General features: G+C 63.8%; 20 protein-coding genes and 1 pseudogene. 9 read left to right on the forward strand and 12 right to left on the reverse strand.

Going from position 1 to position 24,386, the window contains the following annotated elements; translation table 11 throughout:
- Positions 1-38 precede the first annotated feature (38 nt).
- The 4 genes from M728_RS19080 (at position 39) to M728_RS19095 (ending at position 3,792) form a co-directional block, all read left to right on the forward strand.
- A complete protein-coding gene (locus M728_RS19080; RefSeq protein WP_026621428.1) occupies positions 39-1,175 on the forward strand; it encodes an ABC transporter substrate-binding protein in 1,137 nt (378 codons plus the stop codon).
- Positions 1,172-2,242: an iron ABC transporter permease gene (locus tag M728_RS19085; RefSeq protein ID WP_034883862.1), complete on the forward strand. Its 1,071-nt coding sequence runs from the start codon at positions 1,172-1,174 to the stop codon at positions 2,240-2,242. The genes M728_RS19080 and M728_RS19085 overlap by 4 nt, the downstream gene beginning before the upstream one ends.
- Positions 2,236-2,997 (forward strand): ABC transporter ATP-binding protein, encoded by a 762-nt coding sequence (locus tag M728_RS19090; RefSeq protein WP_026621430.1) that lies wholly within the window; start codon positions 2,236-2,238, stop codon positions 2,995-2,997. Before M728_RS19085 ends, M728_RS19090 begins: the two co-directional genes overlap by 7 nt.
- Positions 2,998-3,336: 339 nt before the next feature.
- The gene (locus tag M728_RS19095; protein WP_026621431.1) at positions 3,337-3,792 is read left to right on the forward strand and encodes an Rrf2 family transcriptional regulator; all 456 of its coding nucleotides are present in this window, start codon (positions 3,337-3,339) and stop codon (positions 3,790-3,792) included.
- 48 nt (positions 3,793-3,840) lie between these two features.
- On the opposite strand, the gene M728_RS19100 is transcribed toward M728_RS19095, so the two are convergent.
- The gene (locus M728_RS19100; RefSeq protein WP_026621432.1) at positions 3,841-5,052 is read right to left on the reverse strand and encodes an SfnB family sulfur acquisition oxidoreductase; all 1,212 of its coding nucleotides are present in this window, start codon (positions 5,050-5,052) and stop codon (positions 3,841-3,843) included.
- 685 nt (positions 5,053-5,737) lie between these two features.
- Here M728_RS19100 and M728_RS19105 point away from each other — a divergent pair.
- The 4 genes from M728_RS19105 (at position 5,738) to M728_RS19120 (ending at position 11,253) form a co-directional block, all read left to right on the forward strand.
- Positions 5,738-7,141 (forward strand): FAD/NAD(P)-binding protein, encoded by a 1,404-nt coding sequence (locus tag M728_RS19105; protein ID WP_026621433.1) that lies wholly within the window; start codon positions 5,738-5,740, stop codon positions 7,139-7,141.
- A gap of 155 nt (positions 7,142-7,296) precedes the next feature.
- Positions 7,297-8,748 carry an FAD/NAD(P)-binding protein gene (locus tag M728_RS19110; protein WP_026621434.1) on the forward strand — a complete coding sequence of 484 codons (1,452 nt, stop codon included), beginning with the start codon at positions 7,297-7,299 and terminating at the stop codon, positions 8,746-8,748.
- A 242-nt stretch (positions 8,749-8,990) separates the two neighbouring features.
- Positions 8,991-10,358, forward strand: coding sequence for a nodulation protein NfeD (locus tag M728_RS19115; protein ID WP_026621435.1), 1,368 nt, complete (start codon positions 8,991-8,993; stop codon positions 10,356-10,358).
- Positions 10,359-10,479: 121 nt separating this feature from the next.
- Positions 10,480-11,253, forward strand: coding sequence for a slipin family protein (locus M728_RS19120; RefSeq protein WP_026616552.1), 774 nt, complete (start codon positions 10,480-10,482; stop codon positions 11,251-11,253).
- A gap of 117 nt (positions 11,254-11,370) precedes the next feature.
- Here the strand turns inward: M728_RS19120 and M728_RS19125 are convergent, their stop codons facing one another.
- The 3 genes from M728_RS19125 to M728_RS19135 form a co-directional block, all read right to left on the reverse strand.
- Complete coding sequence (locus M728_RS19125; RefSeq protein ID WP_026621436.1) at positions 11,371-11,757, reverse strand: hypothetical protein; 387 nt, start codon at positions 11,755-11,757, stop codon at positions 11,371-11,373.
- 110 nt (positions 11,758-11,867) lie between these two features.
- Positions 11,868-12,698 (reverse strand): universal stress protein, encoded by an 831-nt coding sequence (locus tag M728_RS19130; RefSeq protein ID WP_026621437.1) that lies wholly within the window; start codon positions 12,696-12,698, stop codon positions 11,868-11,870.
- A gap of 75 nt (positions 12,699-12,773) precedes the next feature.
- On the reverse strand, positions 12,774-13,814 hold the full coding sequence (locus M728_RS19135) for a zinc-dependent alcohol dehydrogenase family protein (RefSeq protein WP_051440935.1): 1,041 nt from the start codon (positions 13,812-13,814) through the stop codon (positions 12,774-12,776).
- A gap of 149 nt (positions 13,815-13,963) precedes the next feature.
- On the opposite strand from M728_RS19135, the gene M728_RS19140 reads away from it, so the two are divergent.
- The gene (locus tag M728_RS19140) at positions 13,964-14,449 is read left to right on the forward strand and encodes an NUDIX domain-containing protein (RefSeq protein ID WP_026621438.1); all 486 of its coding nucleotides are present in this window, start codon (positions 13,964-13,966) and stop codon (positions 14,447-14,449) included.
- A gap of 11 nt (positions 14,450-14,460) precedes the next feature.
- Here the strand turns inward: M728_RS19140 and M728_RS19145 are convergent, their stop codons facing one another.
- From M728_RS19145 to M728_RS19180, 8 genes and pseudogenes are all read right to left on the reverse strand, one after another.
- Positions 14,461-14,982: an Hsp20/alpha crystallin family protein gene (locus M728_RS19145; RefSeq protein WP_026621439.1), complete on the reverse strand. Its 522-nt coding sequence runs from the start codon at positions 14,980-14,982 to the stop codon at positions 14,461-14,463.
- A gap of 161 nt (positions 14,983-15,143) precedes the next feature.
- The gene (locus tag M728_RS19150) at positions 15,144-16,283 is read right to left on the reverse strand and encodes a siroheme synthase (RefSeq protein WP_084044580.1); all 1,140 of its coding nucleotides are present in this window, start codon (positions 16,281-16,283) and stop codon (positions 15,144-15,146) included.
- Positions 16,255-18,912, reverse strand: a complete 2,658-nt coding sequence (locus M728_RS19155; protein ID WP_026621440.1) for a nitrate reductase — start codon at positions 18,910-18,912, stop codon at positions 16,255-16,257. Before M728_RS19155 ends, M728_RS19150 begins: the two co-directional genes overlap by 29 nt.
- A gap of 2 nt (positions 18,913-18,914) precedes the next feature.
- Positions 18,915-19,253 (reverse strand): nitrite reductase small subunit NirD, encoded by a 339-nt coding sequence (gene nirD / locus M728_RS19160; protein ID WP_026616560.1) that lies wholly within the window; start codon positions 19,251-19,253, stop codon positions 18,915-18,917.
- 4 nt (positions 19,254-19,257) lie between these two features.
- The gene (gene nirB / locus M728_RS19165) at positions 19,258-21,720 is read right to left on the reverse strand and encodes a nitrite reductase large subunit NirB (RefSeq protein WP_026621441.1); all 2,463 of its coding nucleotides are present in this window, start codon (positions 21,718-21,720) and stop codon (positions 19,258-19,260) included.
- Between the two features lie 6 nt (positions 21,721-21,726).
- Positions 21,727-21,885: pseudogene (locus tag M728_RS19170) on the reverse strand (ABC transporter ATP-binding protein); the annotation flags it as partial.
- 448 nt (positions 21,886-22,333) lie between these two features.
- Positions 22,334-23,638, reverse strand: a complete 1,305-nt coding sequence (locus M728_RS19175; RefSeq protein ID WP_026621442.1) for a CmpA/NrtA family ABC transporter substrate-binding protein — start codon at positions 23,636-23,638, stop codon at positions 22,334-22,336.
- A gap of 46 nt (positions 23,639-23,684) precedes the next feature.
- Positions 23,685-24,275 carry an ANTAR domain-containing response regulator gene (locus M728_RS19180; RefSeq protein WP_026621443.1) on the reverse strand — a complete coding sequence of 197 codons (591 nt, stop codon included), beginning with the start codon at positions 24,273-24,275 and terminating at the stop codon, positions 23,685-23,687.
- Positions 24,276-24,386: the final 111 nt, after the last annotated feature.

The following is a 24,386-nucleotide window of genomic DNA, read 5'->3' on the forward strand; positions in this document are numbered from 1 at the left end:
GGCGAAAGCCCTCCGCTCGCCTGTTTCGAGGTTTTGGAATGCCGATCCTCAAGACCGTCCTTTTGGCACTCGCTGCCGCGGCCATGGCCGCGGCTTCGGCGTTTGCGGCGGAAATCACCGATGTCACCGGCCGCAAGGTGGAGCTTGAGCTGCCCGCCAAGCGGATATTGCTCGGCGAGGCGCGTCAGATTCATGTCGCCGCGGCGCTCAAGGGCGAACATGTCTTCGACACGATCGTCGGCTGGCGCGACGATCTGATCAAGAAGGATCCGGATTCCTATGCCGGTTACTTGGAGCGGTTTCCCGCGGTCAAGAAGCTGCCGCGCTTCGGCTACATCCCGAGCGGCGATTTCAGCCTGGAAGCGGCGATCGCGCTCAAACCCGACGTGCTGACGTTGAACCTCGAAGCTCAGAAGGCTGTCGAGGAAGCAGGTTTCATCGAGAAGGCGGGAGCCGCAGGCATCGCCGTCGTCTATCTCGACTTCCGTGTGGATCCCGCGAAGAACAGCGAGAAATCCATCGAGATACTCGGACAGCTCTTCGGCGCCGAGACGCGGGCGAAGGAGTTCATCGACTATCGGCGCGCCCAAATCGCGCTCGTGACCGACCGGCTCGCCAAAGCCGGTGCGATCGAGCGGCCGAAGGTCTTCATCGAGCGCTCGCCCGGCATCACCGGCGAAACGGCCTGCTGCCGGACCTTCGGCCCGGCGAATTTCAGCGACATGGTGGAAAAGGCTGGCGGCCACAATATCGGCTCCGACGTGATCACAGCGACGTTCGGTGATCTCAATCCCGAACAGCTCGTGGTCGCCAATCCGGATCATGTCATCGTGACAGGCAGCAACTGGTCGGCCGAATCCGATCTCAATCAGTTCGTAGCAGTCGGCCGCGGCGCCGATCCCACGGCGGCCCGGGAGAAATTGAGAGGCTTGATGCAGCGTCCGGCCTTTGCCAGCCTCGATGCGGTGAAGGCGGGCAGGGTCCACGCCGCCTGGCATCAGTTCTATGGCGCACCCTACGAGTTCGTTCCGATCCAGCAGTTCGCCAAGTGGTTCCACCCGGACCTCTTCGCCGATATTGATCCGGACCGGACCTTCCGCGAATTCCATGAGAAATTCCTCCCGGTCGCCTATCGGCCCGGCTATTTCGTCTCGCTTTCGGATGGGGGTGAATGATGGTGGCGATCTCAGATGGAGTCGCCGGTCTCGAAGGACGCGGACGCTACCGCGCGCTCGTTGCGCGCCGCGTGCTCCTGCTCTCCGGCCTTCTCGTGGCACTGTTTCTTTCCGTCGCCGTCGACATGGCACTCGGACCTGCCAACTATCCGCTCTCAGACGTGCTGACGGCGTTGTTTCGGGCCGAGAGCGTCGGCGATCAGCTTCGCGTCGTTATCTGGGATATCCGCATGCCGATCGCGCTGATGGCGGTGACCGTCGGCGCGTCGCTCTCTGTCGCGGGCGCGCAGATGCAGACGATCCTCGCCAACCCGCTCGCAAGCCCCTTCACGCTCGGCATTTCGGCCGCTGCCGGCTTCGGCGCGGCACTCGGCCTCGTTGCGGGCGTGGCGGTCTTTCCGGTGGCGGTTCAATACATGGTGCCGCTCAACGCCTTCCTGATGGCGATGGTCGCGGCGCTCTTCATCCATTTCGCCTCGACGATGCGCGGCGTTACCGTGGAGACGATCGTGCTTCTCGGCATTGCGCTTGTCTTCACCTTCAACGCGGCGCTGTCGCTGCTCGAATACCTCGCCTCCGAGCAGGCGCTCGCGGCGGTGGTGTTCTGGACCATGGGCAGCCTCACCAAGGCGACCTGGCCGAAGCTCTGGATAACCGGGGCAGTGCTCGTCGTCGCCGTGCCGCTTTTCGCGCGGCATGCCTGGGCTCTGACGGCGCTCCGGCTCGGTGACGACAAGGCGGCGAGCTTTGGCATCAATGTCCGCCGGCTGCGGCTCGAAACCATGCTGACGGTCAGCCTGCTCTCGGCGATCCCCGTCTCCTTCGTAGGCACGATCGGCTTCGTCGGTCTCGTCGGGCCGCACATCGCCCGCATGCTGGTGGGCGAAGACCAGCGCTTCTTCCTACCGGCCTCCGTCCTCTGCGGTGCGCTCCTGCTCTCGGTCACCTCCGTCGTCAGCAAGATGCTCATTCCGGGGGCGGTGCTGCCGATCGGCATTATCACGGCGCTCGTCGGCGTCCCCTTCTTCTTCGTGCTGATTTTCACCAACAGGAGGCGCTCATGGTAGGCCTCGCACTCAAGGATGTCGGCGCGACCTATGGCCGCCGCATCGTGCTGTCCGACATCAATACGGGCACATTGAGCGGCGGTCGCTTGACTGCCGTCATCGGCCCCAATGCAGCCGGAAAATCGACGCTCTTCAAACGTATCGCCGGCCTCGCCGCCGGTCCCGGCCTCGTCCATCTTTCCGATACAGCGAAAGGGCAGGAAGCGATCTGCTACATGCCGCAGGATACCGGCGCCAATGCCGTCTTGACGGTCTACGAGTCGGTCCTGCTCTCGGCAAAGCAGGGCTCCGGGTGGAAGGTGAAGGACGGGGAGCTCGCCGAGATCGATCGGGTGCTCGCGGCGCTCAGGATCAATGATCTCGCCTTCCGCGGGCTCGGCGAGCTTTCCGGCGGGCAGCGCCAGCTCGTGTCGATCGCCCAGGCGCTGGTGCGCAAGCCGGAAGTCCTCCTCATGGACGAGCCGACCTCGGCGCTGGACCTCTTCCGCCAGATCGAGGTCCTCAGCTTCATGAAGCGCCTCGCAGCACAATCCGGCATGGCCGTGCTGATCGCGCTCCACGACCTCAATCACGCACTCCGCTATTGCGACGACACGATCGTGATCAGCAACGGTTCAGTGATCGCAAGCGGGCCGACGCACAGCGTGATCACCGCGGAGATGCTGAAATCCGTCTACCGCGTCGAAGCGCGCGTCGAGGCCTGCTCGCTCGGCCGTCCGGTCATCATCGTCGACGATTCCATCTCACTCGGGTGAGAGGCGTCACGGTTGCCGCCACCGCGGCCTCGATTAAACGTGAAAATTCCGCGCCGACTCGTGGGTGACCGTTGCCGGCGGTGACATCTTTTAAGTAAATCTATCTGAGAACTGAATTGATTTCTTGCCGCTGAAATGCGGCTGATTTATAACTGAAAGCAATACGCAAGCCGGGCCCTACGGGCCGGCGGGGTGGCGCTCGACGGCACCGGATCAGGGTGATTCCGGCGCGAGTCCGGATCAGACGTGGTCGATTCTCCAGTGTTTCAGTCGTGGATGCGGGCGGAAAGCGCGCGCTTTTCCATCCCGCGTCCTCGATGGTCTCGAAAGCAATGTCTCATGCTGACAAAAAAAGGAAAATACGGTCTGAAGGCGATGGTGGACCTCGCCCAGCTTCAGCCGGGCGAAACGGCCTTCATCACCGATATCGCCGTTCGCAACAACTTGCCGAAAAAGTTCCTCGACACGATCATGCTGGAACTTAGAAATGCCGGCTTTCTTCGCTCGAAAAAAGGGCCCGGTGGTGGCTATTCGCTGGCGCGACCCGCATCGGAGATCCGCGTCGGCCAGGTGATCCGCACACTGGACGGCCCGCTGGCTCCGATCCGCTGCGCGAGCCGCACGGCCTATGAAGTCTGCGACGACTGTTCGGATCCGCAAACCTGTCATGTGCGCCGGTCGATGATCGTGGTGCGCGATGCCATGGCCGGCATTCTCGACAACATGACGCTCGAGCAGTTCGCGGCAAGCGAGCAAGAGAATGTCGTCGCACCGCTTCTCAGCGAAGCGGGTTAGGCGTTCCCGGCTGGAGAGGGCCGTTATCAAGTTCGGGGAGGTCCCCGGTCATAGCGCCCCGTTGCGCGGCGGCTTGGTACCGTTGACGTGGTAATTACCGACGGCGTGGTATTTCCAACGAAGCGGGTCATGCAGCGTGTGGGTGCGGGCGTTGCGCCAATAGCGGTCGAGATTGAGCGCGACCCTGGTCGCGGCGGTGCCGGCCAGTTCGAAGAGCGTGTTGGCGGCCTCCAGTGCGACTTCGCTCGTGACCACCTTGGCGGCGGCAACCGCGAGGCTGGCTGCGACCGCGTGCTCCTCCGTCGGATCGACCTGGGCGGCGTCGACCTTCCGGCCGGCATGCTCGATCAAGGCGGTTGCCGCCTCCAGGCGGATGGCGATCTTGCCGAGCTCGGTGATCGCCAACGGATCTTCCGTTGCCTGCTCCGCACCGCTCCCTGGCGAGGGGCGCGCGTGGTAGCGGACGAAGTGGATGGTCTCGCGGAAGGCGGCTCGGGCGATGCCGAGATCGACGCCCGCGTGGATGATCTGGCCGACGGCGTCGATGGTCGTCGGCCGCTCGGGGTGGTGCCGGATGACGGCGTCCGCATTCACATGGACGTTCTGCAGGACCGCGGTGCCGGTACCGGTGACGCGCTGTCCGAAACTATCCCAGTCGTCGATGATCTGGATGCCTTCCGTCACGCAAGGAACGATGGACAAGGCGATCCGGCCGGCCGCGTCGAGCGCGAAGACGGCGATCCAATCGGCAAAGAGAACGCCGGTCGAATGTTCCTTGCGGCCATTGATGCGGTAGCCGGCGCCATCTTCTGTGATGCGGGTCTCGTAGTGACCGGCTGCACTGGTCTCGGTCTCCGAAAGCGCACAGCAGAAGCGGTCGCCGGCGAGCGCCCGGCCAAAGAAGAACTGTTTCTGTTCCTCGCTCCCATGCTGGCGTAACGCTTCCAGGATGTAGAAGTGCTCTTGCGGGATCAGCCCGATCGAACTGTCCGCCTCGGCCAGGATCGCCGTCACTTCGGCAAGCACAGCGTTCGAGACGTCGATGCCGTCGTGTTCCGAAGGAATACTGATCGCCAGCAGTCCCGATTGCGCAAGCCGGTCGAGTTCCTCATAGGGAAGGACCCGCTCGAGGTCGCGCTCGCTGGCGCCCTCGGCGAGCTCCGCCGCCAGATCCTTTGCAATCGAGAGGGCCTCTTCCTCGCTCTCGATCCGGTGCGCCGGCGGCCTGGCTTTCTCGGCGAACTGCGAGATCGTTCCCATCTTGTCCCTCCATGCGCCCTCGACGCCGCGCTCGCGCGTCTGCGGCTTGAAGCGAGTTCCGGGCGGAAAAGCCGCTCGCGCCAATCGCCGATCCCGCTCAGGCCTTTGGCCATATCCCTGAACGATTGCAGGACAACTCGTAAGAAAGCTGGTTCTATAGATTTTGTGGATATTGAACTTTCTTTGCGGTTTCCTGTCGCACCGCCCCTTTTAGTATGGCGCATGGACGGATTTCTTCCACTGTCGAGCCGCTCGAAATGCGCGCGCCGCGATAACGGCCGCGTGGGTGTTAACTGTGTCGCACCTAAAGGGCACGAGATTATCCTGTGAATTCAGTGTCTTACGCGTGTAGCGGAACGTGGTCAGGCACCCGGTCGCGGCCCGTGTCACAAAAATGCCTTGCCGATTGGAAGCTTTGTCATAAAATACTAAGTTGATAGACTATGCCGTATAAGGATGACCATGAGCCAAAGCGCCAGGCCAGCCGGAGAAGCGCAGATGTCTCGCTCGACGCGGGATGGTGAAGGCACGGAGCGATCCCCCGCCGGCACTGTTCCCGCGATCCCGACGAGCGAGCGGCATAGGATCCAATATCCCTGAAAATCCCAACTCTTTGTGTGTCTCGAAGTCCTGCGTACGGGATTGCCCGGAATGAGGAGCGACGGCCAGTCGCAAAGGAGCTCACATGACCGTTCTCGGACTGTTTGCGGCGAAGCCGGTGACGCCCGGCTCGACCTCGAAACCGGAGATCGCCATTATCGGCCGCGGATTTTCCGGCATCATGATGGCGATCGCGCTGATGAAGTCAATGCGCATGCCCTTCCATCTCACGATGTACGACCCGCATCCGGCGATCAGCGGGGGGCAGGCGCTTTCTTCGGCGCAGCGCTGCGAGATTTTGAACAGCCGTGTGCGGGATCTCTCGGTTGCGCCCGGCCAGCCCGACGATTTCAACGACTGGCTCTGCGCCAACGACGAGTTCCGCTCCGCGGTTCCGGCGGCGATACCGGGTTTCCGGCAGATTTTTGTGCCGAAAGGTATATTTAGCGACTATGTCCATCAGCGCTTTTCCGAGGCGCTCGCGCGGCGTTCCGATATCACGGTGAAGTTCTCGCACGAGCCGATCCTCGGTCTGCGCAAGCTTGCGAACGGTCGCTTCACCCTCGTCCGCGTAGGCGCGAACGATACCTGCGATATCGTCGTGCTCGCGACGGGTTTTGGCGTACGACCGTGCGATGTCGAGGTTGCGCCGGACGAGAAGCCATTCGTCAGGACGCGGCGGCTCGTCGATCCGCGCCATGCGGTGCTGCTCGGCAGCGGCGTTCGCGTGGTCGACCGACTTTTCCAGCTGCGTGACAACGGCTATGCGGGCAAGATCACGCTGCTTTCGCGTCGCGGCTTCCTGCCACAGACGCACACGCTGCTTGCAGCCGCGCCGAGCTTCCCCGTCGATCCGATGCCCTCCGGCCTGCGTCAGATCGTGCGCTTCGTCCGCCAGGCCTGCGCCGAGGCGGAGGCAAGGGGGCAGGGTTGGCAGGCGGCGATGAACGGTCTGCGCCGCCGGGCGCGCTCGCTCTGGCAATCCCTCTCGGCGCAGGAGAAGCGACAGTTCAATCGCCACCTGCGCGCCATCTACGACAGTCATCGAAACCGGTTGCCGGCGGCGGTGCACGCCCGGCTGCAGCAGGAGTTCGCCGGCGGGCGAACCGTACTTCGCCGCGGCTGGGCGGGGCGGCGCGTTCCGGAAGGGATCATGGTGCGCTGGGCAGGCCAGGAGCTCGAGGAATTGCTGCGCGCCGACCAGGTGATCGACTGCCGTTGCTCCGCGCCGGATCTTGGTGCCCCTCTGTTTCAAAGCCTCTTTTCCGGCGGCCTTGCTCGGACCGATGAACTTGGTCTCGGTCTCGCCGTCAGCCCGATGGGCGAAGTTCTGGGGGCCGGCGGCCGCACGCAGAACCTATTCGCGATCGGTCCGTTGGGGCTCGGAAGCCTGCCGGACATAGACCTGGTGCCGGAGATCGTCACGCAGACCTATGCGGCTGCACGGCTAGTCGCAACGGGAAAGCGTCTGGCGCTGAAGGCAGGATGAACCCTCCGGCTTCCGCCCAAACAAAGCAGCGCGTCGGCCGGCGCAACGCCGCCCTCGCGTTCGCAAGCAGAGGTAGCCCAAGCGGTCGATGAGGCGTATCGTTTCGGCAAGACCATCGCCCGCGGTGACAGGCAAATGCTCGAGGTGTCGCACCCATGACCGGCCCGCACTCTTCTGTCGTCATCATCGGTGGTGGTTTCACCGGCGCCGTGGTCGCGGCTAGCCTGGCGCGCAACCGCGACATGGACGGCTGGCGGATCGCGGTTTTCGAGCCACGCGAAAGGCTCGGCTGCGGCCTTGCCTATGATACGGCGGATCCTGCGCATCGCGTCAACGTTCCGGCTGCGCGCATGAGCATAGATCCGGACGATGACGACCATTTCATGCACTGGCTCGCCTCGCGCAGCGAGCTGCGCGACGACGCCGAAGCACTCGCCTCGGACGGTCACCTCTACCCGCGCCGCCGGCTCTTCGGCCTCTATGTGGCGGAGTCCGTCGCTCCGTTCCTCAAGACGGGGCGCGTCACGCATTTGCGGGAAAAGGTCGTAGGCGTTGAGCGCAAGGGCGCCTTATGGGAAGTCCGCGGCGAGGGCGGCTCCGGGATCCGCGCCGACGTGCTGATCGTCGCGACGACGCATCCCGCCCCCGAGGCACCGGGCGGCATCGCTGCGGCGTTGCGCGGGCACCCCCGCTACGTGGCGGACACGACCGTGTCAGGCGCGCTCGAGGCCATCCGCACAAACGACCGTGTCCTGATCATCGGCACCGGCTTGACCTCCGCCGACGTTATCGCGTCCTTGCGCACAAGCGGGCACAGGGGACCGATCACCGCTTTCTCCCGCCGCGGTCTTCGCTCGCGCGGACATGCGGGCCGGGCGCAGGAGCCCTATGGCGACTTCACCGCCAAAGCCGCCACAACGGCGAGCGAACTCCTTCTCCGCGTCCGCCAGGAGATCGCGAATGCCGCGGCGGAGGGCTTTAGCTGGCACGCCGTCTTCGATGCCCTGCGGGCCCAGGGCGGGGAGATCTGGCGCAATCTGTCGGTTGCGGAGCGGCGGCGGCTCGTGCGCCATCTTCGCCCCTTCTGGGATGTCCACCGCTTTCGCGTCGCCCCGCAGATCGATGCGATCATCCATGCCGGGCTCAGCGCCGGCGACATCCGTGTTCTGGCGGGTTCGATCGCAGATATTGAAACAAACAGCGGCGACATAGCCGTCACCTTCCGGCAACGCTGGTCGGGCGGAACGGAGCAGTGGACTGGCGATGCGGTGGTGGTCACCACAGGCCCCGCGCACAAGAACATCCTGAAAAGCCAAGGCTGGCTCGAAGCGCTTGGCGGCTCCGGTCACCTGCATGCGGACGCGGTCGGCCTCGGCCTTGCCTGTGGCGAGACCAGTAGGGCGCTCGATAACGAGGGCCGGGAGCAGGATGACCTTTTTATCGCCGGGCCGCTCGCTCGCGGGACCTTCGGGGAACTGATGGGGCTGCCGCAGGTCAACGACCACGCCATCTTCGTCGCGGCGCAAGTGGCCGGGCTGGCTCGGGCGCGAAGAGCGCGAGCGCCCGCGCTCTCGCAACGGGCATCGGAGCACACAAGCGTCAGTTAATGCGCATTCCCCACGCGGACGGCGACCCTCATCGGTTGCGGTGAGGTAAGCAGCAACGGCATCACGCGGCGTCTTTTCGATGCAACTTCCGCGTCAGCGGCCGGCGGTGATATCTTACGCTTTTCGCGGTTCTGACATATATTAGGAAGCGATTAGTTTCGACGAAAAGTAGTGCGGGAGGCGATGCGGCCGTTCGCATGCCTCCTGCCTCTTCGTAACGAACCACGAGGCGTTGACGGCGAATGTCCCGAATCCTCATCCTGGTGTTTGTCCTCCTGTCGGCGTTCGCCTTTCCAGTGCCCCTTGCGTCCGGTGCCGAGCGCGTAGCGATTGTCCTGCATGTGAATGGCGCGATCAGTCCCGCCGCGGCGGAATATGTGACACGCGGCCTCGCGCGAGCCAGCGATCGCGGCGCGATGCTGGTGATCTTGCGGATGGACACGCCCGGCGGCCTCGACACGTCGATGCGCGACATCATCCGTGCCATCCTCGATTCTTCGGTTCCTGTCGCGAGTTTCGTGGCGCCGAGCGGCGCGAGGGCGGCAAGCGCCGGCACCTATATCCTCTATGCGAGCCATATCGCGGCGATGGCGCCGGGCACCAATCTGGGTGCGGCAACGCCGATCGCGATCGGCGGCGGGTTGTTCGGCGACGATGAGCCGCGCGACAAGGACACGCCGGTCGAGCCGGGCAAGCCGCCTGGCGACAAGCGGCCCACCAATCCCGGCGAGGCAAAGCTGATCAATGACGCGGTGGCCTATATTCGCGGGCTCGCGGAGCTCAGGGATCGCAATGCCGACTGGGCGGAGCGCGCCGTGCGCGAGGCGGCGAGCCTCTCCTCGGCCGCGGCGGCGCGCGAGAAGGTCATCGATTTCACCGCCGCCACCATTGAGGACCTCCTGAAGCAGGCCCATGGCCGCACGGTTCGCGTCGGCCAGGCCGACGTCCGGCTCGATACGGCGGGGCTTGCCGTCGAGGACGTTCTGCCGGATTGGCGCACCCGCCTGCTTTCGGTGATCACCGATCCGAACGTCGCGCTTCTCCTGATGATCGTCGGCATTTACGGGCTGATCTTCGAGTTCCTGACGCCTGGGACGGTGGTGCCCGGGACGATTGGCGGCATCAGCCTTCTGCTCGGCCTCTATGCCTTGGCGGTGCTGCCCGTCAGCTATGCCGGTATTGGCCTGATCCTGCTCGGTGTTGCGCTGCTTGTGGCCGAGGCGCATGCGCCGTCCTTTGGTGCCCTTGGGCTCGGCGGCGGGGTCGCCATCGTGCTGGGTGCCGCCATCCTGTTCGATACCGACGTGCCGGGGCTGCAGGTCTCCTGGCCGGTTCTCGGCGGCGTGGCGATCGCAAGCCTTACTTTCAGCCTCCTTGTCGCTCGTCTCGCACTCCTGTCGCGCCGGCACAAGGTCGCCACCGGAGCCGAGCAGATGATCGGCATTTCCGGGAAGGTCGACAGCTGGGCGGGAGCCGCCGGTTACGTGATCGCGCATGGGGAGCGCTGGAGGGCGGTGAGCGGTGAGCCGCTCGGCCCCGGCGAGGACGTGATGGTCGTTGGCAGGGATGGCTTGACGCTCGAAGTCAAGCGCCGAGCAAAACGGAGCTGATTTAATGCATGTTTCCTTAAGTCGCAGCCGATTTGAGGTAAAACAAGCAGCAATTCAAAGTGCCGCAGCGAGCTTCGCGCGTCTGAAAAGACGCGCCGCGCAGTAGTAGGAGAGGAAATTGATGCCCCTGTTTGGAAGTCTTGTTCCGCTCGCCGCGGCACTGTTTCTCCTGCTCATCGTCATCGCCTATGCGATCCGGATCCTCAGGGAATACGAGCGCGGCGTGGTCTTCACGTTGGGCCGCTTTACCGGCGTCAAGGGACCGGGTCTTATCCTGCTCCTTCCCTACGTGCAGCAGATGGTGCGGGTCGACCTCAGAACCCGCGTGCTCGACGTCCCGAGCCAGGACGTCATCTCGCATGACAACGTCTCCGTCCGCGTGAGCGCGGTGATCTATTTCCGAGTCATCGACGCCGAAAAATCGACCATCCAGGTCGAAGACTTCATGATGGCGACGAGCCAGCTCGCCCAGACCACGCTGCGCTCGGTGCTCGGCAAGCACGACCTCGACGAGATGCTGGCGGAGCGCGACAGGCTCAACGAGGATATCCAGAAGATCCTCGACGTCCAGACGGACGCCTGGGGCATCAAAGTGGCGACCGTCGAGATCAAGCATGTCGACATCAACGAGTCGATGATCCGTGCGATCGCCCGTCAGGCGGAAGCCGAACGCGAGCGGCGCGCCAAGGTCATCAACGCCGAAGGCGAGCAGCAGGCGGCGGCCAAGCTGCTGGAGGCCGCGGAAATCCTCGCGAAGAGGCCCCAGGCCATGCAATTGCGCTACCTGAGCACATTGAACGTCATCGCCGCCGAAAAGAGTTCAACGATCATCTTTCCCTTCCCGATGGAGATCGCCGATATGCTGGCGGCGAAGACGAAAGGTTCCTCGAGCTAGAGCAATTCCAGAAAAAGTGTGGAGCGGTTTTTCGTCCGGAATTGCGTATTTTCAAGTGATCTAAGCCTTTATGGCCCGCCGAGGGACCTGACGAGCGGAGCAGAACGCAGGATCCGGTTACATGACCATCTGCGTTGCTACCTCGTCGGTCAGGATCTCCTGTTCCTTGCAGACGCTTCTCGCCGTCCGGGCGGCAAGAAGCGTGGCAATTCGCGCAAGACGGTCGGCCTCGTCCGAGTAGTCCAGGAACGTATCCCGCCAGAACCGGCAATAGAGATCGAAGCCGTCACGGGCGTAGTCCGATGCAAGCACGTCCTCCCAGAGCTGCAGGTGCTGGTCGGCGCGCCTTTGCATGAATGCCGAAATCTCTATCTGCTGGCGCAACAATGTCTGCAATATCGCCGCCTGCAACCGCCCTGCTGACAAGAGCGGCAGTCGCGCGTCGACGCCGATGGGCCACCAGGGTAGGGGCGATACCAGAGGGTCTGTCGTCTTATCGAGCATGAAAGCAACTCCTCCCTTCCACGGGTTCAATATCGTTTCGCTGGAGCATTTTGGCAGCCAGATGGAATCGTCCGAAAAGACGCCGTTTAGGCGCAATCGGCGATCGCCGTTCAGTGCATCATCAGCACGGGCACGACGGCCGCATCGATCATCGATTTCGTGACGCCGCCAAAGATCCGCTCGCGCATCCGCGAATGGCCGTAGGCGCCCATGACGATCAGGTCGGCCGCGATATCAAGCGCATGGCTGTTGAGCACTTCGTCCACGCGCCGGCCCGCGCCTGGCAGCCGATCGATCGTGACCTTGATGCCGTGGCGGGCGAGATAGGCCGCGACGTCGGCTCCAGGCTCCTCGCCGCTGGGCGGCGCCGCTGGGTCGACCATCGTGACGTGGACGAGCTCTGCACCGGCCATTATCTCCAACGCCTCGCGCGCCGCTCGTGCTGCTTCGATATGCGAATTCCAAGCAAGCAGAACCCTCTTGGGCGCAAGGCTCGCGCGCCGGCCCTTCGGCACCAGCAGAACGGGCCGTGCGGAATTGAAGAGGGCGCCATCGATCGCGCGGGACCGCAAGTCGGGGCTGGCCGACAGGCTGGGGCCGATCAATGTCATATCGGCGTAGCGTGCGCGTCCGCCTATGTCATTGTCGGCGCCTGCGAACTCCGAATATCTGCCGTCGACCTGAAACGAGATGCCCGTCCCCGACAGCAAGGCCCTGGCCGCTTCGACACTCGCGTTGAGCTCGGCGATATCGTTTTCCCTTGCCTCGACCCAGTCGACGGAAAACGTAGCGCCGTAGTCGCCGATGGGCGGTAGCGCCGCCAATTTAACGACAAGAACCGACAAATGCGCGTTGCCCGCCGTGCAGATGTCGGCCGCCGCTTTGAGGTCGTCATCGAAACGGTCGACGCCGACCACGGTGAGAATGGTCTTGTATCTCATGTGGGAGTTCCTTTCGAAAGTCCGATCCACGTTCATCGACGTTAGGCAGGCGCCAGTCGCTGGCATTAATTCTCGTCAATAAGTTTGACCATTCGATGCCCCCGCTGGTGAGGAGCCATCGAGGCGGGTCTGTCTGGGCACAAGCACGGCGGCGCCGTTGAAGTTGCCTGCGCGGAGGTCGGCAATCGCGGCGTTGGCATCCTCGAGAGGATAAACGGTCGTGTGGGTGCGGACTCCGGTCTCCGCGGCGATCGCAAGGAACTCGTGCGCGTCCTCGCGCGTGAGATTCGCGACAGAGACGAGTTCGCGCTCGCCCCACAGCAAGGCGTAGGGCATAGCAGGAATGTCGCTCATGTGGATGCCGCCGCAGACGACGCGCCCGCCTTTGCGCACAGCCTTGAGCGCCGCGGGGACGAGGGTTCCGACGGGAGCGAAGATGATGGCGGCGTCGAGCGGCTCCGGCGGCACCTCGTCCGAGCCACCGGCCCAGATCGCTCCGAGGTCCAGCGCAAAGCGCTGCCCGGCCGCGTCTTCCGCGCGAGTGAAGGCATAGACCTGCCGTCCCTGGCGGGCGCAGATCTGGGTAATGATGTGTGCGGCCGCTCCGAAGCCATAGAGCCCGATCCTGCGGCCGTCGCCGGCGCGCTTCAGCGAGCGCCAGCCGATGAGACCCGCGCAAAGCAGAGGCGCTAGCGAGACGGGATCGCCGAAAGGGTCGAGATCGAAGGCATAGTCCTGATCCGCGACAACATGGGTGGCGAAACCGCCATCGCGGGTATAGCCGGTGAACAAGGGGGCGTCGCAGAGGTTTTCCGCGTTCGAGCGGCAATAGAAGCAGGTCCGGCATGTATGGCCGAGCCAAGGCACGCCGACACGCCAGCCGATCCTGCCCGGGTCCACACCCGTCCCGACCGCCTCGACGACGCCGACGATCTCGTGGCCGGGCACGAGCGGCAGCTTCGGACGAGGCAGGTCGCCGTCGACCACATGCAGGTCCGTGCGACAGACGGCACAGGCCTCCACTCTGAGCCGGAGTTCGCCTGCGAGCGGCTCCGGTAGGGGGCGTTCGACGGCGACTAATGGCTTTCCGATCTCTTCAAGAACCATCGCCAGCATGGCTATCGTCCCTGTCGCGCTCGAGGCGGCTTCCCGCCGAGGGCTCTTGAATATAGCGTATCGGTTCCAGAATGGCGCGCTATCCGCCGGGGGTGCAATTCGATCCGCCCCATTCCTCAATGCGCTGCCGAAGCCGAAGGAATGGGTTCATGGCGAAGAGAAGCGCAGGCATCCTGCTTTACAAATATGAAGGCGGCTCGCTCCTGGTCCTGCTCGTTCACCCCGGCGGCCCCTTCTGGACCAATCGTGACGCCGGCGCCTGGTCGATCCCGAAGGGCGAATACGAACCCGGCGAAGAGCCGGAGGCGGCGGCACGGCGGGAATTCCTCGAGGAGACCGGCGTTGCGGTGACCTGCCCCCTGGAGTTTCTCGGCGAAGAGCGCCAGAAGAGCGGCAAGCTGGTCACGGCCTATGCCGGCGAAAGTGACCTCGACATTGCGAAGCTCAGAAGCAATGTTTTCGAGATCGAATGGCCGCCGCGCAGCGGCCGCATGCAATCCTTTCCCGAAGTGGATCGTGCCGGATGGTTCACGGTTCCCGTCGCGCGGGAAAAGATAAACCCGGCGCAGCGGCCCTTCCTCGATCGTCTCGAAGCGGCTCGCGCCACGGACCGCAGCGCGGGGTCGACCGTCTGATTTCGTCGCGTTCACGCTGCCTTGATGTTGATCTTCTTCTCGTTGCTGGCGGCTTCGGCCGTCTTCGGCAGCCGCACGGTCAGGACGCCCTTCGCGAAGGTTGCTTCGATCTTGTCCGCATCGACGCCGGGTGGCAGCCGGAAACTGCGCTGGAATGCGCCATAGCGCCGTTCCGACAGGAAGCGATCCTTTTCGCGTTCCTCCTTCTCCTCTTTCTTTTCGCCGCTGATCGACAGCATGTCGTTCACGATTTTCACTTCGACCTCGTTGGCGTCCATGCCCGGCATCTCAGCGGCGATCTTGTATTCCTTCTCCGATTCGATGACGTCGACTACAGGAGACATTCGCCAGGTGCTCCTTTCGGACCACGGCCGGTCGAATTCGCGCATGCGCGCCGGGAAGGACCGCCAGCCAAGCGGATTGAAATCTTCGAAAAGCTGATCGATTTCCCGGCGGAGGCTCTCGAACATCGAAACTGGTTCGCGCTTTTCAGGAGCGGATGTTTCGACCTTGACGGGTTGCTTTTGGGCCATGACTGAACTCCCTTTGAGACAGGTTGCATCCTGCGGGAGGGGCCGAATGGGGAGAGAACCGCGACCCGCTCGCGCAGGGCCTGATAAAGTCACTGCTTTAAGATAGCGCATCGGCGCCGATCAAGAAAGGCTGCGGCACGAAATGGAATAGCGAGGCGGCGTCAAAGATTGGCTGCGCGTGTAGTTCCCCCCGCTGCGGCCGGATCTGCCGGGCAGGTCTCCCCACTAGCGGCCGCAGCGGTAGCTGGCGCACGATGCGCCGCATCGACACCCGGTACAAGCTCTACGGCAATGCCGAGCTTGCCCAGTCTCGACACCTCCTCATGCGTGGCGGCGGCGCCCACCGGGTTGCCTGGCTGCAGGCGCACTACCCGTTTGCCTGTCTTGGCGAGAGCCATCACCATTCCGTCGCCGCGCTGATTGCTGACGAGGATGCGCTTTGCTTCACGCCGCGCGAGCTCAAGGATGTCGTTGGAAATTTGCTCGTCGTAGAGGATGACGTCGGCCGCCTGCAGGGCGCGGACGGCCTTCAAGGTGAGGAGTTCCGCATCGCCCGGACCCGCGCCGACGATGGTGACGCGGCCGATAGCGGACCGTGGTGCCGCAAGGCGCTCCAGCTCCGCCATCAGCCGCGTCTCCACACCCTCCTCCGGTGTATCGAGGAAAGCCCGATCGACGAAACGCTCCCAAAAGCTGCGGCGCACGGCACCCGGCTGCAGGCGTGCGTTCACGCGCTCACGAATTGCCTGCGCGATCGTCGCCCAGCTTTTGATTGCCGGCGGCAGCAGGGTCTCGATCCGCCGGCGTATCGCCTGCGCGAGGATCGGCGCTGCCCCATCGGTGGAAATTGCAACGACGACGGGCGAGCGATTGACGATCGATCCGAATTGGAATTGGCAGAAGGCAGGCTTGTCAATGACGTTCACGGGCACGCCGGCGGCGCGCGCGGTGTTGAAGAAGGCTTCCGCCTCGACGTCCTCATCGCAATCGGCAATGGCGATTGCCGCGCCTTGAAAGATGTCGGGGTGCCACATTACGCCGTGATGAACGAAGCGGCCGCATTCATGCGCCGCACCCCGGGCGATGAGGTCGCGAAAGATCTCGCCGAGTTCCGTGTGCGGGGCATAGACATGGACTTCCGCACCGCAGGCCGCTAGGAGTTCGGCCTTCCAGGCGGCGGCGTCGCTGCCGCCTGCCACCACGACACGCTTGCGCTTCAGGCTCCAGAAGAGCGGCAGCGTCGCGAGCGCGGCGACGCGCTGCGGCCTCATATCATTCTGCAGCGGCGGCAAGGCACGCATGGATGATCCCCCTGATCTCTGCGCGGCAGGAGCCGCAATTGGTGCCGGCGCTCAGCTTCGCTCCGACCGCCTCGACGCTGTGGCAGCCCTCGCGGATGGCGGAGGTGATCTGGTTGACGCCGACACTGAAGCAGGAACAGACGGTCGCGCCGGGATCCGGCTGGTCGGCGCCGGGACGGCCAGCGGTCACCGCAAAGCGCCTGCCGAGGTTGTCGTGCGAAGCACCAAGTTGCGAGACCGCCCAACTGCGCGCGACGGCGGCCGGCCGGGGCGAAAGGAACAGCGCGGCAAGCAGGCGGTCGCCCTCGAAGAAGGCGAGGCGAAGCTCGCCGGACGTGCGATCGGTATAGCCGATCGGTTCAATGTCGGCAGCGATGGAGAAAGCTCCGCGGCACCAGTCGATCCAATCCTTGTCCCCATCAGCGAAGGCAAGCTCCATCCGCCAGCCGCCTTCGGCCTTGGCGATGGCCCAATAGGCGGCGTCGAGATTTTGGGGCTTTGAGGCCGAAACGGCGAAGCCGTAGGTTTTCGCCGCGAAGCGGCTCGCCCGAACGGCCACGTTTTTCGAGGCAGGCTGGCCGGAGACGGGATCGGTGACCGGGGCGACGAGCGCATCGATGCGCGCTTTCGAGGCGAACTGGTCGTTCCAGTGCATCGGCACGAAGAGATTGCGTTCGGCCTGACGCTCGGTGACGAGCGCCCGCACGGCCACAGCGCCGTAGGGGCTTTCGACCGCAACGAGATCAGCGTCGCCGACGCCGATCTTCTGCGCGTCACGCGGATGGATTTCGACGAAGGGCTCGGCGAGATGGCCGGAGAGACGGGCGCTCTTGCCGGTGCGGGTCATGGTGTGCCAGTGGTCGCGCACTCGGCCCGTATTGAGGGTGAAGGGGAACGCGTCGTTGCCGGGCCTTGCCTTCGGCGCGTGGACGGGCACGAAGCGGGCGCGGCCATCCGAATGATAGAAGCCGCCGTCGGCAAAGAAGCGTCTCTCCTGCGGCGCGGTTCCCTTCGGCTGCGGCCACTGAAAGGGGTCAAGAGCGTCGTAGCTCGCCCGGTCGATCTCGGCAAGGGCGCTGATGTCGAAGTCGCGGCGTCCGTCATTCTCAAAGCCGGACAGGGCGGCATGTTCGGCGAAGATCTCGGCCGGTGACGCGTGGCCGAAGGCTTCCGCAAAGCCCATGCGCCGGCCGACTTCGGCGAGTTGCCACCAGTCGGCGCGCGCCTCTCCGGGCGCTTCGAGGAAGGCGCGCTGCCGCGATATCCGTCGCTCGGAATTGGTGACGATACCGTCCTTCTCGCCCCAGCCGAGCGAGGGCAACAGCACATGGGCATGGCGCGCCGTATCGGTCTCTTTCAGAATGTCGGAAACGACAACGAAGGGGCAGGCCCTGATCGCCGCTTCGACGGCATCGGCATCGGGCAGGGATACGACCGGATTCGTCGCCATGATCCAGAGCGCCTTGATGCGTCCGTCGGCCACGGCTCGGAACATGTCGACCGCCTTGAGGCCCTGCTTGGCCGCGATCGTCGGAGCGCCCCAGAAGCGCTGCACCAGGTCGCGATCGAGCGGCTTGTCGATATCCATGTGGGCGGCAAGCATGTTGGCGAGACCGCCGACCTCGCGCCCGCCCATGGCATTGGGCTGACCGGTCAGCGAGAAGGGGCCCATGCCCGGCCGGCCGATACGCCCTGTAGCAAGATGACAGTTGATGATGGCATTGACCTTGTCGGTACCGGCCGCCGACTGGTTCACGCCTTGGCTGTAGCAGGTCACGACCTTTTCGGTCGTTTCGAACAGGCGGTAGAAATCGAGCAGCGCGGCCTGTGTGAGGCCGGTCGTGTTCGCCAGCGCCGGCAAATCGAGGGCGGAAGCGGCGGCGAAGGCTTCCGGAAAACCGGCAGTATGCGCCGAGATGTAGTTCTGGTCGACGGCGCCGCTCGTCACGAGATGGGCGAACAGACCGTTAAAAAGCGCCGTGTCGCCGTCGGGGGCGATCGCGAGATGCATGTCGGCGATGTCTGCCGTCATCGTCCGGCGCGGATCGATGACCACGACCTTCATTTCCGGGCGGGCTGCCTTCGCCGCGACCAGGCGCTGGTAGAGGACCGGATGGCACCAGGCGAGGTTGGAGCCCGTCAGCACGACGAGATCGGCAAGTTCCAGGTCCTCATACGTACCCGGCACGGTGTCCGAGCCGAAAGCGCGGCGGTGGCCGGCAACGGAGGACGACATGCAGAGGCGCGAGTTCGTGTCGATATTCGCCGAACCGATGAAACCCTTCATCAACTTGTTGGCGATGTAATAGTCTTCCGTCAGCAATTGTCCCGAGACGTAGAAGGCAACCGAATCGGGACCGTGCTCGGCGATACTCTGCGAAAACCGTTCGGCAACGAGGTCGAGCGCTTCGCCCCAACTCGCGCGGCGGCCGCCGATCTCTGGATAGAGGAGGCGGCCGTCGAGATCGAGGGTTTCGGCAAGTGCCGAGCCCTTTGAGCAGAGCCGGCCGAAATTGGCCGGATGCTCGGGATCGCCCTTGACGCTGACCGCTCCGTCATCCCCCACGCGCGCGATGACGCCGCAGCCGACGCCGCAATAGGGACAGGTGGTCTTGACCTCGCACGCCATCTCTACTCCGCCGCCGCCAATGCCAGGTTTTCGAGCGCGATGAAGAGCGCTCCGTTGTCGTTCTTCACCGGCACCGTGCGCACCGCGCCCTCGTCGGCGCCGAGCGCCTTGCCGGTTTCGAGCGAGATCACCCAATTGTGCAGCGGGCAGGTGACGGCGGTGCCATGCACAATGCCCTGGGAGAGCGGCCCGCCCTTGTGCGGGCAATGATCCTCTATGGCGAAGACCTCGTTCTCGGCGGTGCGGAAGACGGCGATCTTGCCGACCGGCGTCTTCACGCAGCGCGCGCCGCGCAGCGGAATGTCGCTGATGTCGCCAATAGCAATCCAGTTCATCATCATCATCTCACTCTGCTGCCTGGTTGAACCCGACCGTTGCCATCGGCCGGAACTCGTGCTTGTCCTTGCCTGAGACGCGCTCCGACCAAGGATCGACCTGGGCGAACTTCTGGCTGAAGACGAAGCGGTCGAAATAGGCCTTGCGCTTTTCCGCATCGTCCATGATCTGCCGGCGGATCTCGTCGAGGCCGATGCGTTTCGCCCACTTGTAGATGCGTTCCAGGTATCGGGCCTGTTCGCGATACATTTGCGTCAGCGCGACGATGTGCTCGAGCGCCTCGTCCTCGGTCTTGACGAGGCCCAGCACCTCGGTGCCCTTGATGTCGAGGCCGGCGGCACCGGCGAAGTGGATCTCGAAGCCGGAGTCGACGCAGATCACGCCGACGTCCTTGCAGGTCGCTTCCGCGCAGTTACGTGGGCAGCCGGAGACGGCCATCTTCACCTTGGCGGGCGTCCACGAGCCCCACATGAACTTCTCGATACGGATGCCGAGCCCGGTGGAATCCTGGGTGCCGAAGCGGCACCATTCGGAGCCGACGCAGGTCTTTACCGTTCTCAGACCCTTGGCATAGGCCTGGCCGGAGACGAAGCCGGCCTTGCCGAGATCGGCCCATACGGCCGGCAGATCTTCCTTCTCGATGCCGAGCAGGTCGATGCGCTGGCCGCCGGTCACCTTGACCATCGGCACGTTGAACTTGTCGACGACGTCGGCGATTGCGCGGAGTTCCTTCGAACTGGTGACCCCGCCCCACATGCGCGGCACCACGGAATAAGTACCGTCCTTCTGGATATTGGCGTGGACACGCTCGTTGATGAAGCGCGACTGGTAATCGTCGGCATATTCGTCCGGCCAGTCGCAGACGAGATAGTAGTTGAGGGCAGGGCGACATTTGGCGCAGCCGCAGGACGTCTTCCACTCGAGTTCCTGCATGACGGCGGGAATGGTCTTGAGCCCCTTCGCCTTAATGAGGCGGCGAACGTCGTCATGGCCGAGGTCGGTGCAGTTGCACATCGGCTGCACCGCGGCCGGATTGTAGTTGTCGCCCAGGGTCAGCGACATGAGCTGCTCGACAAGGCCAGTGCAGGAGCCGCAGGAAGCGGAAGCCTTGGTATGCGCGCGCACCTCGTCGAGCGACGTCAGGCCCTTGCCGGTGATTGTCGAAACGATCTTGCCTTTACAGACGCCGTTGCAGCCGCAGATTTCCGCATCATCCGGCAAGGCTGCAACGGCCGCCGTAGGGTCCAGCGGGGACCCTCCCTGATAGGCCTGGCCGAAAATCAGGGTGTCGCGCATCTCAGAGATTTCGGTGCCGCGCTTCAACAAATCGTTGAACCAGGCGCCGTCTGTAGTGTCGCCGTAGAGCACCGTTCCGATGATGCGATTGTCCTTGAGCACCAGCCGCTTGTAGATGCCGGCGGTGGCATCGCGCAGCACGATCTCCTCGCGCCCGTCGCCATCGGCGAAATCACCGACCGAATAGAGGTTGATGCCGGTCACCTTCAGCTTGGTCGGTGTATCGGAATGCACGAAGGCGGCCTTGCGGTCTCCGGCAAGATGGGAAGCGGCAACGCGCGCCATCTCGTAGAGCGGCGCGACGAGGCCGTAAACCATGCCGCCGACCTCGGCGCATTCGCCGAGCGCCATGATGTCGCCATCGGAGGTCTGCATGCCGGCATCGACGACGATGCCGCGGTTGACAGCAAGCCCCGTATCCTTGGCAAGCCCGGCATTCGGCCGGATGCCGACGGCCATCACCACCAGCGTTGCCGGAATGATCCGGCCGTCGTCGAGCTCGATGCCCTCGACCTTGGTCTCGCCAAGGATCCGCTTGGTGTTCGCTTTTGTGAGGACCTTGATGCCGCGCTGTTCGACCGCCTTTTGCAACAGATAACCGGCGGCCGGGTCGAGCTGGCGCTCCATCAGCGTCGGCATGACGTGCAGCACGGTGACGTCCATGCCGCGCGCCTGGAGGCCGGCTGCCGCTTCGAGGCCGAGCAGGCCGCCGCCGATGACGACCGCCTTCTCGCGCGACTGAGCCGCGAGCAGCATCGCCTGCACGTCGTCGAGATCGCGATAGGTGATGACGCCCTGCAGCTCCTTGCCGGGCACCGGAATGATGAAGGGCACCGAACCGGTGGCGATCACCAGCTTGTCATAGCTTTCCGTGACGCCGTGATCGGAGGTGACCGTCTTGGCAGCGCGGTCGATCGCAATGATCTTGTGGCCCTTGTACAGCGTGATGCCGTGCTTGATGTACCAGCCGTCGCCGTGGATGATGATCTCTTCGTAGTCCTTTTCGCCGGAAAGCACCGGCGAGAGCATGATGCGGTCGTAATTGACGCGCGGCTCGGCGTTGAAGATCGTCACGTCATAGCGCCCGGGCGCCTTTTCGAAGAGCTCTTCCAGCATGCGGCCCGGCGCCATGCCGTTGCCGACGATCACGAGTTTCTCGGGGGTGCGTTCAGCCATTGGGGTTCACTCCGCAACTTCGACGAAGCCGGCGCGCTCGCGGAGGGACTCGAGCGCCGCTTCGCGGCATTTCAGATAGGTTCGGTCGAAGGCAAGCTCGGTGCGCCGGGCGAGCGGCACATGGAGCTTTGCGCGAATTCGTTCGGGCGCGGTCATCATCACGACGCCGTGGAGGGACATTGCGTCTTCAGCGCGCCGGCGATGCCGGCGGTCTTTAGCGGGCTGCGGCGGGCGAAGCCGCCGGTCGACGTTTGTGGCATGCGCAGTTTCCCTCGGTTGTGGCCGGTCAAAACCGACAAAAAAACGCCGCTCGGAAATCGCGCTCCGGGACTGGGGGTATCCCTTCGGAGGCAAAGTCCTTGCGACGTCGGTGTCTTCGGCAAGCGCCCTGTGGCGCTTGATCTCGCTCGATCGCCGTTGATCGAAGCAAAACTAGAAAAGCAAGTGGCGTGCCAGTCTTGGTCCGCCGGGGTTATGTTGTTGAAATGAGCACGAAAATCGCAGCACGCCAGAGGCGCCTAAAAAATGGCCTCTGATGGCCGGTGATGAATTATTGTGCTGTGCGGTAAATACTGACCCTGCTGTGTTGCTTAAAGAAGCAGCAGGATCCGGTTCAACCGTCCTCGATCGGGAGCTGCGACCGGCCTGTCGCTCTGATCGCAAAGGACTCGATATAGTCTTCCATCCTGCTTGGATCGAAGACGTGTCCATCCAGGAAGCGGTCATCGGGCGTTGTGCCTTTAGGTCCCCTATCCGCGTCGGCCGGCAGGGCGTCCGCTCCGAGCGCGCGGCGGTAGAGATCCGGGCGATAGGCCAATACGCTTGCCGCCAGCCCTTCTTCAGATAAAGGCGCCTGTCCCCAGCGCACCATCTGGCTATAGGTCCAGAGCGCCTGGCTCGGGCGCGGGACGTTGGCAAAGCCAGAGTGGAAGACGAAATAATCGTCGATGACGCGTCGATTGCCTTCCGGATCGATGGTGAATTCGCCTGCGAGCACCCGGCGGATGATGCCGACGGGGGCGGCGACATAGCGCTCGTCGGCAAGAATGTCCGCGAGTGTGTCGCGGTTCTCCGGCGCGTCCGCCCAGCGGGCGGCGCGGTCGAGCGCGACGACCAGACGTGAAACCGTCTCGGGATTGGTCGCGGCCCATTCAGGCCGCATGCCGACGACCTTTTCCGGTGCGGAGGGCCAGATGTCCTGTTTGGTGGCGACGATGCGGCCGACGCCGCGTTCGGAGGCGACCATGTTCCAAGGCGCACCGACGCAGAAGCCGTCGATAGCGCCGGCGGCAAGCGCGTCGGAGGTCATCGGCGGCGGCACGACCATGAGCTTGACATCGCGGTCCGGATCGATGCCGCCGGCGGCGAGCCAATAGCGAAACTCGTAATTGTGCGAGGAAAAAGGATAGGTGACGCCAAGCGTTAGCGGCGGTTCATCGGCGGCCTTGGCCTTGCGGATCACCGCCGCAAGCGCCGTAGCATTCGCGAGCGCGTCCTCGCGGCCGCCAAGCGTGCCTTCTTCCTGCATGCGTCGATAGAGACGGGTCGAAAGCGTGATCGCGTTGCCGCCGCGTCCGAGCGAAAAGGGCGTGATCACCGGCGAGGGGTTGGAACCGAGGCCGAGCATGGCGGCGACGGGCATGGGTGACAGCATATGGGCGATATCGAACTGGCGAAAGGCCAGCCGGTCGCGCACATTCGCCCAGGAGACGTCCTTGACGAGTTCGAGGATGATGCCCTCCCTTTCCGCGAAACCGAATTCGGCGGCGGCGATCAGCACGGCCGCATCGACAAGGGGAATGAAGCCCGCCCGTATCGTGCGCGACCCCGGATGACCGATTATCGCCGGCGCGGGTAGTGCATCACCGGGGGAGAGCTTCTCGCCTTTGAATTTTTCTATATCCGTCAATGCGTTCACTCCGGTGTCTCCCGCGCCTGTCGGCACCAAAGGCCGCGCTCTTCGCTCATCGGATCAGTAATCCGGCGGCGGTCACGACGCTTTGCGCGATCTCAGAAATTTTCTTCTTCTCGTTCATTGCCGTCTGGCGCAGCAGCGTGAAGGCCTCCTCTTCGGAAAGACCGCGCATTTTCATGAGGATGCCCTTGGCGCGCTCGACGAGCTTGCGCTCTTCGAGAGCCGATTTCGCGTCGGCCAACTCGCGTTGAAGGCGGCTGAAGGCGTTGAAGCGGCTGACCGCCATGTCGAGGATCGGCTTGACCCGCTCCTTCTTCAGCCCGTCGACCACATAGGCGGAAACGCCGGCCTCAACGGCCGCCTCGATCGAGGCCGTATCGGAACGGTCCACGAACATGGCGATCGGCCGGCCGACTGTGCGGGTTAGCTGGAACAGATGCTCCATCATGTCCCGGTTAGGGTTTTCGATGTCGATGACGATCACATCCGGTCTAAGTGTGTCGACGATGCGGGCGACGCCGTGAACCTCATGGATGACCGTGACCTTGCGATGCCCGGCCTCGCGCAGGCCCTCCTCGATGATCGAGGCGCGGATGGCGTTCTCGTCAATCACAAGAATGGTTAAGTCGCGATGGGTCATGCCGCATCATGATGCAGTGCAGCAACTTTCGCAATACGCATATGCCTAAATATTTTGCTTTGGCAGATACTGCCTTGTTTTTAGGCTGGCAGCCTTTGATTTGGGCAGTCG

The sequence above is a fragment of the Ensifer sp. WSM1721 genome (assembly GCF_000513895.2).
Taxonomy (GTDB): domain Bacteria; phylum Pseudomonadota; class Alphaproteobacteria; order Rhizobiales; family Rhizobiaceae; genus Sinorhizobium.